The sequence below is a fragment of the Actinoallomurus purpureus genome (assembly GCF_024055795.1).
Classification (GTDB): Bacteria; Actinomycetota; Actinomycetes; order Streptosporangiales; family Streptosporangiaceae; genus Actinoallomurus; species Actinoallomurus purpureus.
This window is the reverse complement of record NZ_JAMXMY010000003.1, coordinates 188,980-202,550: the sequence shown is the minus strand read 5'-3', so window position 1 is coordinate 202,550 and position 13,571 is coordinate 188,980. Positions and strand designations below refer to the sequence as shown.

Genomic DNA, 13,571 nt, shown 5'->3' with positions numbered 1-13,571 from the left:
CCCGCCGGCCCGGGATCGCGATCGTTCGGGTCGCTCACTCCGGCTCCTTCCCGGCGTAGGCGGCGAGGGCGCGGTCCACCAGCTCCGGCGCTCGGCCGGTCGCGTCGGCCAGGTCGACGCCGAACGCGGTTGCCGGGCCGTCGGCCGTACGGTCCTCCTCCGGAAGCAGGTCGCCCAGCGGGCGGCCCTCGCGCACCGCCCGCGCGACCGTCTCCTCGGCGGCCGCCCGGCCTTCGCGTTCGGCGAGCCGGCCGGCGACGTACTCGGCGAGCAGTTCCTCACGGAGGTTCGCGCGCATGCGGTCGGGGAACACCTCGAGGCCGGCGGTCAGCTCGGCGGCGGTCTCGGCCGCGCCGCCGACGAGGCGCAGGCAGTCGTTGAACGGCTGCCATTCCGCGTGCCACTCCCCCGCCGGCCGGTCGAGCCCCGCGGCCTGCGAGGCGAAGAGGATCTGGGCGTACGCGGGGACGCGCAGCGCGGCCGAACGGATCATCGTGGCGAGCACCGGGTTGCGCTTGTGCGGCATCGCCGACGAGCCGCCCCGTCCGGCCGCGGCCGGTTCGGCCACCTCGCCGATCTCGGTCTGGGCGAGCAGCACGACGTCGGTGGCGATCTTGCCGAGGGCCCCGGCGACAAGAGCGAGCGCCGCGCCGAGTTCGGCGACAGGCGCGCGCAGCGTGTGCCAGGGCAGCACCGGCTCGGCGAGCCCGGTCTCCTCGGCGAACAGCGGCAGGAGTTCGGTCGTCCCGAGCGCCGCGAGGGTCCCGGCGGCCCCGCCGAGCTGGGCGGGCAGCGGTACGCCCGCGAGCCGGTCCCGTGTCCGCGCCACCGCGGTCAGCCAGCCGGCGGCCCGCAGTCCGAACGTCGTGGGCACGGCCTGCTGCCCGAGGGTACGCCCGGCCATCGGCGTGTCCCGGTGTCGCCGGGCCAGGTCGGCGAGGGCGCCCGCCGTACGGTCAAGGTCCGCGAGAAGCGTCCCGCGGACGCGTGCCGCCACGAGCATGGCGGCCGTGTCCATGATGTCCTGGCTGGTCGCGCCCAAGTGGACCTGGTCGCCCGCCACCTCGCGCAGCGCGGCGACCAGCGGTACGACCGGGTTGCCCGCACCACGCGCCCGAACGGCCAGTTCGGCGGGGTCGAGGCGGACGTCGGCGACGGCGCGCGCGACCTCATCGGGGATCAGCCCGAGACGGGCCTGGGCACGGGCCAGCGCCGCCTCCGCGTCGACCAGGGCGCGCACCCACGCCTCGGCGGACGTCGCCGCCTCGGCCGCGGTGCCGGCGGCGACCGGTGACAGCAGGTCGGCCGGCGACATATCACTCAAAGACACACCGTCCTCGTTCGCTCACGGGCGGCCGTCGGATCAGTCGGCGAAGCACCGCTCGAAGGCACACCGTCCTCGTCCACTCAGAGACGCCCGTCGGATCAGTCCGCGAAGCACCGCTCGAAGAAGACCGTCTCCCGCTCTCCTCGCAGGTGCACGTCGAAGCGGTAGGACCGCTCGCCCTCCCGTACGGCGACCAGCGTGTCACGCCGCTCGGCGGGCACCGCGAACAGCACCGGATCCGTGGCGTTGCCCGGCTCGCCGGGGAAGTAGACGCGGGTCGCGACCGGCTTGAGCAGGCCGCGAGCGAAGATCAGCACGGCGATGTGCGGGGCCGGGCCGCCGGGCTTCACGGTCGAGAACCAGTAGTTCCCGCCCGCGTCGGTCCCGCAGCGCCCGAAGCCGGAGAAGTCGTTGCCGGCACGTCGTAGCTCGCCCCCGCCCCTGGAGACATCGCCGTCCGCGTCGGCCTGCCAGATCTCCACGAGCGCGTCCGGCAGCGGCTCGCCGGCCCCGTCGAGAACCCGGCCCCGGAGCCGGATCGCGTCCGGATGCCATTCCGGGACGACGTACGGCCCGTCGGCGTACGGCAGGGCGTAACCGAAGAAGGGGCCGACGGTCTGGGACGGTGTGGTCACTACTGCACCCTCCTTGGTACGGCACTGGAAGAGTGCTCGTGGTCGGATGCCGGTGAGAGTCATCAGGCCTCCATGGGGGTCGCGCCGAGGACGATGTCCCACTCGTAGCCGAGGGCCCATTCCGGCACGGTCGTGGCCAGGTCGAACCGCGAGACGAGACGCTCCCTGGCCTTCTCGTCCGGGATCGACTGGAAGATCGGGTCGTGGGCGAACAGCGGGTCGCCGGGGAAGTACATCTGGGTGATCAGCCGCTGGGTGAACGCCGTCCCGAACACCGAGAAGTGGATGTGCGCGGGCCGCCAGGCGTTGTGGTGGTTCCGCCACGGGTAGGCGCCCGGCTTGATCGTGACGAACCGGTACCGGCCCTCGGCGTCGGTGAGGCAGCGGCCCGCTCCGGTGAAGTTCGGGTCGAGTGGCGCCGGGTGCTGGTCGCGTAGGTGGACGTACCGCCCGGCGGCATTGGTCTGCCAGATCTCGACCAGCGCACCCGGCACCGGGCGCCCGCCGGAGCCGAGGACCCTGCCCGTCACGATGATCCGCTCGCCCAGCGGCTCACCGGCGTGCTGCTTGGTCAGGTCGTTGTCGAGCAGCCCCAGCTCCGCCTGCCCGAAGACGGGACCGGACAGCTCGATCGCGTCCGGACCGTACTCCGGCATCACGAGCGGCCGGGACGGCGCCCGCAGCGGCGTGCTCTGGTACGGCGGGTAGAGGTAGGGCGGGTTCGGGTCGGTCATCGAGGTGCTCCGATCGGTGGTCCCGTGCGATCGCGGATCTCCCGCTCACTCACCCCGGGCGCCGTCTCCACCAGGACCGGGCCCTCGGGGGTGACGTCGAGGACGCCCAGATCGGTGATGACGCGATGGACGCACGCCGCGCCGGTCAGCGGCAGCGAACACTCCTCGACGATCTTCGGGCTGCCGTCCTTCACCGCGATCGACGCGCCGTCACCGACGTCCGTCACCGCCTCCGCCGCCGTGGGAAGCACCTTGTCCATGCTCCTACCCTGCCGATCCCCACCGGCGCCGGGGCACCGACCTTCCGCTCAGCGGAAGTCCGGAGATCTCCGGACACGGTGCCGGCCTTCCGCCGCACGCGAACATCGCCCTGACGTGCCGGGAACCCCACCATGATCGGGTCATGCGCCTTCTGGTGATCGGTGGATCCGTCTTCCTCGGCCATGCGTTCGTGACGCGGGCGCTCCGGCGAGGTGACCGGGTCACCACCTTCAACCGCGGGCGGAGCGGTACGGACGTGCCCGGCGCCGAGGTGGTCCGGGGCGACCGGGAGAACGACGACGACCTGCGCCGCCTCGTCGAGGGCCGCCGCTGGGACGCGGTCATCGACACCTGCGGGTACGTGCCCCGTGTGGCCGGGCGATCGGCGCGGGCGCTGTCGGGCCACGCGGACGCCTACCTGTTCGTCTCGTCCGTCCACGCCTACGCCGACTGGCCGGAGCGCCGGGTCGACGAGAGTTCCGCGCTCCACCCGTGCCCGCCGGACGCGGGACCGGACGACGACGTCCCGTACAACACCCTCAAGGCCGGGTGCGAACGCGCCGTCGAGACCGGCTTCGACGGCCGAGTCCTGATCCTCAACCCGGGCCTGATCACCGGGCCGCGCGAGCAGGTGCCGCGGCTGACGTGGTGGCTGAACCGGATCGCGTCCGGTGGACCCGTCCTCGCGCCCGGCGACCCCGGCCGTGCGATGCAGCTGGTCGACGCCCGCGACATCGCCGAGTTCGGCCTGGCCCGGCTCGCGGCCGGAGCGACCGGACGGTTCCTGGTCAGCGGGGTCCCGGGCAACACCACCTTCGGCGCGCTGCTGGACGACTGCGTCCGCGTCACCGGTTCGGCCGCCGTCCCGACATGGGTGGACGACGCGTTCCTCCTGGAGCGGGGCGTGGCGGAATGGACCGAGCTGCCGATGTGGGCGCCCGGCGGCCCCACGATGGCGGGCGTCTGGCTGCCGTCCTCGGACCAGGCGCTACGGGCCGGGCTGCGCTGCCGCCCGGTCGCCGACACCGTCCAGGACACATGGGCCTGGATCCGCGACGAGAACGTCGCCGCCGGCCGGGCCGCGGAGGGCGGCCAGGGCATCGATCCCGAGAAGGAACGCCGGATCCTCGCCGCCTGGACGGAGGGCGGGAGCCATGGCGCCCGCTGAGCGGGGTGAGCGGTTGGTAACGTCGGGGACCGGCAGTGAGGAGGAGCGCCTGATGCAGCTGGCCGATGGGGTGGGTGCCGTCGTCGCCGACCGGTCTGGCGGGACGAGCGCCGCGCCGTACGACTCGCGCAATCTCGGTGGCGCGGTCGGGGACGATCCCGCCGCGGTCCGGGAGAACCGCGCCAAGACGGCCGCCGAGCTCGGCGTCGACCGGGTCGTCTACATGCGTCAGGTGCACAGCGCCGACGTCCGGTACGTCACCGGTCCGTTCGGCGACGATCCCCCGGGCCTCGACGGCGTCTACACGGACGAGCCGGGCCTGGCGCTGGCCGTGCTCGTCGCCGACTGCGCGCCGGTACTGCTGGCCGACCCGGAGGCACGACTGGTGGGAGGCGCCCACGCGGGACGCGCGGGCACGGCCGCCGGCGTCGTTCCGGCGCTGGTCGAGGCGATGACGGCGCGCGGCGCCGACCCCGCCCGGATGGTGGCGCTGATCGGCCCGAACGCGTGCGGCGCGTGCTACGAGGTGTCCCCCGAGCTGCGCGAGGAGGTGGCCGCCGTGCTGCCCGCCGCGTGGTCGACCACCCGTCAGGGGACGCCCGCGCTGGACATCAGGGCGGGCATCACCGCCCAGCTCACCGCCGCCGGCGTGGCCGACGTACGGCACGACGCGCGGTGCACGATCGAGAGCCCCGAGCTGTACTCCTACCGGCGTGAGGGACGCACCGGCCGCTTCGCCGCACTCATCTGGCTGGAATCGTGAGCCCCGCGCCGTACGCCCAGTGGTACGCCCTCCCGGAACAGATCATGACGAGCCGGTGTTGGAATCACCGCGCTCGCCCGCCGGCCTGACGGCCGCGGAAATCTAGTGGCGCCGTGTCCGCGGATCGGGCACGGTGGACGCCGGAGGCCCGACCATCCGGCCGCCTGCCTATCCTTCCGTTTGCGATGGGATCTTCGATTACCGACCTGCAGACCCGCCTGCCCGAGCTGATGCTGCGCGACCGGCATCGGCTGCGTCGTCGTCTCGACGGACTCCGCAAGATGCGCGACGCCGAGGCCCGGGAGAAGATCCTCGCGGAGGTCACCGCGGAGATCGAGGCCGCCGAGCGCCGCGTCGCGCGGCGGCGCGCCCAGATCCCGGCGGTCACGTATCCCGACGTCCTGCCGGTCAGCCAGAAGAAGGACGAGATCCTCAAGGCGGTCGCGGACCACCAGGTGGTCATCGTCGCCGGTGAGACGGGGTCCGGCAAGACCACCCAGCTGCCGAAGATCTGCCTGGAGCTCGGCCGGGGCGTCAAGGGGCTGATCGGGCACACCCAGCCGCGCCGGCTGGCCGCGCGCACGGTCGCCGACCGGATCGCCGAGGAGCTGGGCACGACGCTCGGCGAGGCCGTCGGCTACCAGGTGCGCTTCGCCGACCACTCCGGCGACGACACGCTGGTGAAGCTCATGACGGACGGCATCCTCCTGGCGGAGATCTCCCGCGACCGGATGCTGCGCCGCTACGACACGCTGATCATCGATGAGGCGCACGAGCGCAGCCTGAACATCGACTTCATCCTGGGCTATCTCAAACGCCTGCTGCCCAAGCGCCCCGACCTCAAGGTGATCATCACCTCGGCGACGATCGACCCCGAGCGCTTCTCCAAGCACTTCGACGACGCGCCGATCGTCGAGGTGTCCGGCCGCACCTACCCGGTGGAACTGCGCTACCGCCCGATCGAGGATGACGACGACCAGGTCCAGGCGATCCTCGACGCCGTGGACGAGCTGGCCCTGGAGCCGCCGGGCGACGTCCTGGTCTTCCTGTCCGGCGAGCGGGAGATCCGCGACACCGCCGACGCCCTGGAGAAGCGGAAACTCAAGAACACCGAGGTGCTGCCGCTGTTCGCCCGGCTGTCGACGGCCGAGCAGCACCGGGTCTTCCAGGCGCACCGCGGCCGGCGCGTCGTCCTGGCCACCAACGTCGCCGAGACGTCGCTGACCGTGCCGGGCATCAAGTACGTCATCGACCCGGGTACCGCCCGTATCTCGCGCTACAGCCATCGCACGAAGGTGCAGCGGCTGCCCATCGAGCCGGTCTCGCAGGCGTCGGCCAACCAGCGCAAGGGCCGCTGCGGGCGCGTGTCCGAGGGCATCTGCATCCGGCTGTACACCGAGGATGACTTCCTCACCCGCCCGGAGTTCACCGACGCCGAGATCCTGCGCACCAACCTGGCCTCGGTCATCCTGCAGATGACCGACCTCGGCCTGGGCGACATCCTCGACTTCCCCTTCATCGACCCGCCGGACCGCCGCAACGTCAAGGACGGCGTGAACCTCCTGCAGGAGCTCGGGGCGCTCGACGGGGAGCGGCTGACGCAACTGGGCCGTAAGCTCGCGCAGCTCCCGGTCGACCCGCGCCTGGCCCGCATGGTCCTGGAGGCCGACCGGAACGGCTGCGCGCACGAGGTCATGGTGATCGCGGCCGCGCTGTCGATCCAGGACCCGCGCGAACGCCCGGCGGACAAGCGGGCGGCCGCCGACCAGCAGCACGCGCGTTTCGCCGACAAGGAGTCGGACTTCCTCGCCTACCTCAACCTGTGGAACTACCTGCGGGACCGCCAGAAGGAACTGTCCGGCAACCAGTTCCGCAGGCTGTGCAAGCAGGAGTACCTCCACTACCTGCGCATCCGCGAGTGGCAGGACATCTACGGCCAGCTGCGGCAGGTCGGCAAGGACCTCGGCGTCACGCTCAACACGACGCCCGCGGACCCGCAGCGCGTGCACGTCTCGCTCCTGGCCGGGCTGCTGTCGCACATCGGCCTGACGGACACCGAGAAGAAGACCGACCGCAAGGACGACGCCCGGCGCGGCCCGCGCGAATACCTCGGTGCCCGGAACGCCCGGTTCGCCATCTTCCCCGGCTCGGCGCTGGCCAAGCGGCCGCCGCGCTGGGTGATGGCGGCGGAGCTGGTCGAGACGTCCCGCCTGTGGGCCCGCATCGCCGCGAAGATCGAGCCGGAGTGGGTGGAGCCGCTCGCCGAGCACCTGGTCAAGCGCACCTACAGCGAGCCGCACTGGGAGAAGAACCAGGGCGCCGTGATGGCGTACGAGAAGGTCACGCTGTACGGCGTGCCGATCGTGGCGCAGCGCAAGGTGAACTACGCGAAGATCGACCCGGAGCTGTGCCGGGAGCTGTTCATCCGTCACGCGCTGGTCGAGGGCGACTGGGAGTCCCACCACCGGTTCCTGCGCGACAATCGCCGGCTGCTCGAGGAGGTCGAGGAGCTGGAGCACCGGGCGCGGCGCCGCGACATCGTCGTGGACGACGAGACCCTGTTCGCGTTCTACGACGAGCGCATCCCGCCCGAGGTCGTCTCCGCCGGCCACTTCGACGGCTGGTGGAAGAAGGCGGGCCGCGAGGACCCGGAGCTGCTCACCTTCTCCACCTCGATGCTGGTCAACGACACCGCGGACGAGGTCACCGAGGACGACTACCCCGACGCATGGAAGGCCGACGGGCACCGGTTCCACCTGTCGTACCAGTTCGAACCGGGTACCGACGCCGACGGCGTGACCGTCCACATCCCGCTCCCGGTGCTGAACCAGGTCAGCGGCGAGGATTTCGACTGGCAGATCCCGGGTCTGCGACAGGACCTGGTCACCGAGCTGATCCGGTCGCTGCCCAAGCAGCTCCGCGTCAACTTCGTCCCCGCCCCGAACGTCGCCCGTGAGGTCCTCGCCCGGATGACGCCGGGGTCGGGGCCGCTGCTCGACGCGCTGGAGCGCGAGCTGCGCGCCATGACCGGCGTGACCGTCTCGCGCGAGGCGTGGGACCTGTCCCGCGTCCCCCACCATCTGAAGATCACCTATCGGGTGACGGACCGCCGGCAGACCCTGATGGAGGGGAAGAATCTCGCCGAGCTGAAACGCCGGCTGGCGCCGAAGGTGTCGGCCACGCTGTCGAAGGCCGCCGACGACATCGAGCGGAAGGGCCTGCGCACCTGGGACATCGGCACGCTGCCGCGCACGTACGAGCAGGGCCGCGTCAAGGCGTACCCCGCGCTCACCGACGAGGGCGACAGCGTGGCCGTGCGCACGTACGCCACGGAGGCCGAGCAGCAGCGGGCCATGTGGCGCGGCACCCGGCGGCTGGTCCTGCTGAACAGCCCGTCCCCGGTGAAGTACCTCCAGGGCAGGCTGGGCAACCAGGCCAAGCTGGTTCTCAGCCGGGGCCCCCACGGCGGCGTCGGGGCCCTCCTCGACGACTGCGTCGCCTGCGCCGCCGACCACCTGATCACCGAGGGCGGCGGGCCGGTCTGGGACGAGGCGGGCTTCGGGCGGCTCACCGACCATGTCCGCGCCGACCTCGCCGACACCGCCGCCGACGTCCTCGCCCACGTCCAGCGCATCCTGGCCGCCGCGCACGAGATCGAGAGACGGCTGAAGAGCACGAACAGCCCCACGCTGATCCCCGCGATGACCGACGTACGGGCCCAGCTGTCCCGGCTGGTCTTCCCCGGCTTCGTCACCGCCACCGGCCGGCGGCGACTGCCCGACCTGCTGCGCTACCTGCGGGCCGTCGAACGCCGTCTCGACAAGCTGCCCGACGACCCGCACGGCGACCGCCAGCGCCTGCAGCGGATCCAGCAGGTCGAGGCCGCCTACATCCGGGCGCGCGACGCCAGGCCGGGCAACGCGGACATCCGGCAGGTCCGCTGGATGATCGAGGAACTGCGGGTCAGCCTCTTCGCCCAGCAGCTGGGCACCGCCTACCCCGTCTCGGAGAAGCGCATCCTGAAGGCCCTGGACCAGGCCTCCGCCACATAGCCCGGTCTCACCGGGAACTCAGCGCATCCCGAAAGCCCTGGACCGAGCCACCGCCACATAACCGCGCGCAGCGGCTCGGCGTCCCGGCACTCGGCCCGGGACCTCACGCCACCAGGTCGGATTCCACCGGAGAGCGGCCACGGGCTCGGGGCGCGAGCCGGACCGATCCCAGCCATGTGGTGAGCCGGGCGGCCTCGGCCGCGACGGCGGAGGCGGCCTCCGCGCCGATGTCCTCCAGGAGCCGGTACACGACCTCGCCGTCCGTGCGCTGCGCCCAGCCGCCGACGACCCGCCCGTCGCACCAGACCGTGGGTCCGGCGTTGCCGTTGCGGTCGAACAGCAGCGGGCCGTGCTCCCCGAGATACCAGTCGCGGCCGGCCCAGCCCATGACCGTCGGGTCGAGAGCGGGCAGCAGCGCCACCCACGGCCCGGGGTCGGGCACCGGGTCCATGTCGTCGGCCAGGAGGTATCCGTCCTCGCCGTCGACGTCCACCCGTTCGACGGCGATCCGCCCCAGGGCCTTCCTGACCTCGGTCAGGGTGAGACCGGTCCACCATTTGAGGTCGGCGGCGGTCCCCGGCCCGTACGCGGCGAGCCACCTGCGGATCAGCTCGGCCCGCGCCTCGTCGACGGGGATGCCCGGCAGGCCGCCGGGCAGCCACGCCTCGATCGGGGACCAGCTGAACTGGCTGCTCGTCCAGGAACCCCGTGGCCTGCCCCGGATGACGCGTCCCTCGGCGGCCAGGCCGAGCAGGACCCGGTTGGCGATGGTCGGCCTTGCCTCGTACGCCTTGCCCTCCGACAGGAGGATGCGCTCCTTGAGCCGCGGTACGTCGGCGGACAGGTCGGCGGTGAACGCCTCGCCGCGGGCCCGCAGCGCCGCGACCGTGGCCTCCTCGACCTCGCGGAGCCAGGCGTCGTCCCCCAGACCGGCCTGCTCGATGAGCTGCAGGGTGCGCCTGCGCTCGCGCCGGGCCACGTCGTCGGAGCAGGCCGCCTGGACGACCGGGACGAATTCGGCCAGGACCGTGAAGACGGTCCGCCGCATGGCCAGCATCCGCAGCAGCAGGCGGTCGTCGTACAGCGCCTTCTCGACGGCGCCGACGTCGGGATCGCGCATCCGGGCCGTCGCCGCGAGGTGCACCGACGCCGGGTCGGTGCCGTGCAGGGCCACCAGTGCCCGGGCGACGTCTACCGCGGTGTCCGCCGGAGCCGCCAGGTGGTGACGTGTCCCGAGACGCGCACGGCGCTCCTCGGCCTTGATCGCCCGTACGCTCATCCGCCGATTATCGCGGAATCCGGAATTCTGCGGGAGAACGCCGGTGACCAGCGGACCTGCGGGAAAGTCGGCGCCGGGGAGCGCGCGTGGGATCACGCTGCGCGGGTAGACGAAGCAAATGTCGTGTCCGTACGCGCCGACGCCCGGCCGGTACGACCCCTGCGGACCGTGAGGAGCCGCTCATGCTCGCACTTCCGGCGGTCGCGGCGACTCCGGGCGATCTGATGGCGGCCCGGGGGCAGATGGCCTTCTCCCTCGGCTGGCACATCATCCTCGCCTGCTTCGGGGTGGGCATGCCGGCGTTCACCGTCTTCGCCGAGTGGCGCGGCCACCGTACGGGAAACGAGGACTACACCCGGCTCGCGCACCGCTGGGCGAAGGTGATGGGCGTCCTGTTCGCCGTCGGCGCCGTCTCCGGCACGATCCTGTCCTTCGAGATGGGCCTGCTGTGGCCCGGCCTGATGGGGACGTACGGCCAGGTCCTGGGCCTGCCGTTCGCGCTGGAGGGGTTCGCCTTCTTCATCGAGGCGATCTTCGTGGGCATCTACCTGTACGCGTGGGACCGGCTGCCGCCCCACCGGCACCTGCTGGCCGGGCTGGCGGTCTGCGTGGCCGGGGTGGCGTCGGCGTTCTTCGTCGTCTCGGCGAACGCCTGGATGAACCAGCCGCGCGGCTTCGACCTGGTCAACGGGAAGGTCACTCACGTGCGGCCCTGGAAGGCGATGTTCAACCCCGCCATGCCACCGCAGGCCCTCCACATGATCCTGGCCGCCTTCATGGTCGCCGGTTTCGGGATCGCCGGTGTGTACGCCGTCGGAATGCTGCGCGGACGGCGGGACCGGTATCACCGGATCGGGTTGCTGCTGCCGTTCACCGCCGCCGCGATCGTCGCGCCCGTGCAGGTGGTGGTCGGCGACTCGATGGCGAGATTCCTGGCGACCGACCAGCCGCCCAAGCTGGCCGCGATCGAGGGTCTGAACCACACGGGATCGCATGTCCCCCTGTCGATCGGGGGCGCGTACATCGACGGGCGGATGCGGTACGCCGTGCGCATCCCGGACGCGCTGTCCCTGCTCGTCGGCTACCGGCCCGGCACCGTCGTCCAGGGGCTGGACAAGGTCCCGGTCGCCGATCGGGCACCGATCAATCCGGTCCATCTCGGCTTCCAGGTGATGGTGGCGATCGGGTTCGGCCTGGTGCTGCTCGGCGCCTGGCTGGCGCTCGCCTGGTGGCGACGCCGGGACCTGCCGCGTTCCCGCTGGTTCCTGCGCCTGACGGCGATCTCGGGACTGGCCTCGGTCGTCGCCCTCGAGGCCGGCTGGGTCACCACCGAGGTAGGGCGGCAACCCTGGATCGTCTGGCAGCACCAGCGCACCGCCGACGCCGTCAACCCGGCGCCGGGGCTGTGGGTCGGCCTGGTCGCGGTGCTGGCCGTCTACACGGTGCTGACGGTCGCGGCCGTCTACGTCCTGCGCCACCTGGGGAGACAGCCGGTCACCGCTCCCCAGGAAGGCTGGGCCGAGGAGTACACCCCGTGACCACCGCACAGCGCCTCCCGCTGCCGGCCTGGGCCGAGGAGTGCACCCCGTGACCGCCACGGAGTACACGCCATGACCTCCGCGCAGTTTCTGCTGGCCCTGGCCTGGGCCGGGATCACGATGTACGCGCTGCTGGGCGGGGCCGACTTCGGCGGGGGTTTCTGGGACGCCCTGGCGGGCGGGCCGCGGCGCGGCTTCGCCCAGCGCCGTCTCATCGAGCACTCGATCGGGCCCGTCTGGGAGGCCAACCACGTTTGGCTGATCTTCGTGATCGTGCTGTTCTGGACCTGCTTCCCGCCGGTGTTCGCGTCGGTGGCCTCCACGCTGTACATTCCGCTGACCCTGGTGGCGTTCGGCATCATCGCCCGCGGCTCGGCGTTCGCGTTCCGCAAGGCCAGCACGGAGCTGTGGCAGCTGCGGCTGTTCGGTGGCGCGTTCGCGCTGTCCTCCGTCCTGACCCCGTTCTTCCTCGGAACGGTCGCGGGCGGAGTGGCGTCCGGGCGCGTCCCGGCCGGCCTCGCCCGGGGGGACCTGATCCGCAGCTGGTGGAACCCCACCTCGATCCTCGGAGGCGTGCTGGCGGTCGGGACCACCGCGTACCTCGCGGCGGTCTACCTCACCGGTGACGCCCGCCGGCACGGTGGCGAAGAACTGGCGGACGCCTTCCGCCGTCGCGGGATCATCACCGCGGCCGTCATGGGCGTCGTCGTGATCGGCGGCATCTTCGTCCTCCGCCACGACGCGCCACGCCTGTACGACGGCCTGACCGGCCGCGCTCTCCCGGTGGTCATCCTGTCCGCGGTCGCCGGCGTCGCCTCTCTGGCTCTGCTCGTCATCCGGCGGTACGCCGTGGCCAGGATCACCGCCGCCACCGCGGTCGCCGCGGTGATCTGGGGCTGGCCGGTCGCGCAGTACCCCGTCCTCCTGCCGCCGCACGTCACCGTGGCCGGCGCCGCCGCCCAGCCCACCGTCCTGCACGCCACGCTGGCCACGGTCCTCGTCGGGCTGGTGCTCCTGGTGCCGTCGCTGGTCTGGCTCTTCGCGCTCTTCCAGCGAAGCAGGGAGGCCGAGACGGACTGAGCCCCCTGCGCGCCGGACGACGGCGGCGGTCCGGGCACCTTCTATGCTCGGGCGCATGACGTCCGACGTCGCAGCGCCTCCCCCGAACAGCGCCGAGCCCGAGACCGTGACGGCGCCCGCCCCGCACGAGCCCGGCGTCGGGCCGCACCCGCTGCCCTGGCCCGACGACCCGAGGCTCGACCCGGAGCTGCTCGCGGGCGGCGACCGCCGCAACGTCGTCGACGAGTACCGCTACTGGGGCAACGAGGCGATCGTCGCCGACCTCGACGCCCGGCGGCATCCCTTCCACGTCGCCGTCGAGAACTGGCAGCACGACTTCAACATCGGCGCGGTCGTCCGCAACGCCAACGCGTTCCTCGCCGCGGAGGTGCACATCGTCGGCCGCCGTCGCTGGAACCGGCGCGGCGCCATGGTCACCGACCGCTACCAGCACGTACGCCACCATCCGGCGACGAGTGACCTGGTGGAGTGGTGCCGCGAGCGTGACCTGCCGATCATCGGGATCGACAACCTGCCCGGGTCCCGGCCGATTCAGAGCGCGAAGCTGCCGGCCGCGTGCGTCATGCTCTTCGGTCAGGAGGGGCCGGGCCTGTCCGAAGAGGCCCGGGAGGCCGCCGACGTCGTCCTGCACATCCCCCAGTACGGCTCCACGCGCTCCATCAACGCCGGGGTGGCCAGCGGCGTCGCGATGTACGAGTGGATCCGGCGGCACGCAGCCGGCCACTGAACCGCCG

General features: G+C 72.3%; 11 protein-coding genes. 6 read left to right on the top strand and 5 right to left on the bottom strand.

Annotation, left to right across the window (positions count from 1 at the left end):
- Positions 1-34 precede the first annotated feature (34 nt).
- From pcaB to NE236_RS08720, 4 genes are all read right to left on the bottom strand, one after another.
- Entirely contained in the window at positions 35-1,315 is a 1,281-nt protein-coding gene (gene pcaB / locus NE236_RS08735) for a 3-carboxy-cis,cis-muconate cycloisomerase (RefSeq protein ID WP_252841562.1), read from the bottom strand.
- Between the two features lie 110 nt (positions 1,316-1,425).
- Entirely contained in the window at positions 1,426-1,962 is a 537-nt protein-coding gene (gene pcaG, locus NE236_RS08730) for a protocatechuate 3,4-dioxygenase subunit alpha (protein ID WP_252841345.1), read from the bottom strand.
- Positions 1,963-2,024: 62 nt separating this feature from the next.
- Positions 2,025-2,696, bottom strand: coding sequence for a protocatechuate 3,4-dioxygenase subunit beta (gene pcaH, locus NE236_RS08725; RefSeq protein WP_252841344.1), 672 nt, complete (start codon positions 2,694-2,696; stop codon positions 2,025-2,027).
- Positions 2,693-2,956 (bottom strand): CoA-transferase, encoded by a 264-nt coding sequence (locus NE236_RS08720; protein ID WP_252841343.1) that lies wholly within the window; start codon positions 2,954-2,956, stop codon positions 2,693-2,695. Before NE236_RS08720 ends, pcaH begins: the two co-directional genes overlap by 4 nt.
- A gap of 143 nt (positions 2,957-3,099) precedes the next feature.
- Between NE236_RS08720 and NE236_RS08715 the strand changes: the two genes are divergently transcribed.
- The 3 genes from NE236_RS08715 to hrpA all read left to right on the top strand — a co-directional run bounded on the left by NE236_RS08715 (position 3,100) and on the right by hrpA (position 8,940).
- On the top strand, positions 3,100-4,125 hold the full coding sequence (locus NE236_RS08715; RefSeq protein ID WP_252841342.1) for an NAD-dependent epimerase/dehydratase family protein: 1,026 nt from the start codon (positions 3,100-3,102) through the stop codon (positions 4,123-4,125).
- A 52-nt stretch (positions 4,126-4,177) separates the two neighbouring features.
- A complete protein-coding gene (gene pgeF, locus NE236_RS08710) occupies positions 4,178-4,888 on the top strand; it encodes a peptidoglycan editing factor PgeF (RefSeq protein ID WP_252841341.1) in 711 nt (236 codons plus the stop codon).
- A gap of 185 nt (positions 4,889-5,073) precedes the next feature.
- The gene (gene hrpA / locus NE236_RS08705) at positions 5,074-8,940 is read left to right on the top strand and encodes an ATP-dependent RNA helicase HrpA (protein WP_252841340.1); all 3,867 of its coding nucleotides are present in this window, start codon (positions 5,074-5,076) and stop codon (positions 8,938-8,940) included.
- Positions 8,941-9,043: 103 nt separating this feature from the next.
- Here hrpA and NE236_RS08700 read toward each other — a convergent pair whose 3' ends face one another.
- Complete coding sequence (locus tag NE236_RS08700; RefSeq protein WP_252841339.1) at positions 9,044-10,219, bottom strand: winged helix DNA-binding domain-containing protein; 1,176 nt, start codon at positions 10,217-10,219, stop codon at positions 9,044-9,046.
- 182 nt (positions 10,220-10,401) lie between these two features.
- Here NE236_RS08700 and NE236_RS08695 point away from each other — a divergent pair, with 182 nt between their 5' ends.
- The 3 genes from NE236_RS08695 (at position 10,402) to NE236_RS08685 (ending at position 13,564) form a co-directional block, all read left to right on the top strand.
- Positions 10,402-11,757 carry a cytochrome ubiquinol oxidase subunit I gene (locus tag NE236_RS08695; RefSeq protein WP_252841338.1) on the top strand — a complete coding sequence of 452 codons (1,356 nt, stop codon included), beginning with the start codon at positions 10,402-10,404 and terminating at the stop codon, positions 11,755-11,757.
- Positions 11,758-11,829: 72 nt separating this feature from the next.
- Complete coding sequence (locus tag NE236_RS08690) at positions 11,830-12,837, top strand: cytochrome d ubiquinol oxidase subunit II (protein ID WP_252841337.1); 1,008 nt, start codon at positions 11,830-11,832, stop codon at positions 12,835-12,837.
- A 55-nt stretch (positions 12,838-12,892) separates the two neighbouring features.
- Positions 12,893-13,564, top strand: coding sequence for a TrmH family RNA methyltransferase (locus tag NE236_RS08685; protein WP_252841336.1), 672 nt, complete (start codon positions 12,893-12,895; stop codon positions 13,562-13,564).
- Positions 13,565-13,571: the final 7 nt, after the last annotated feature.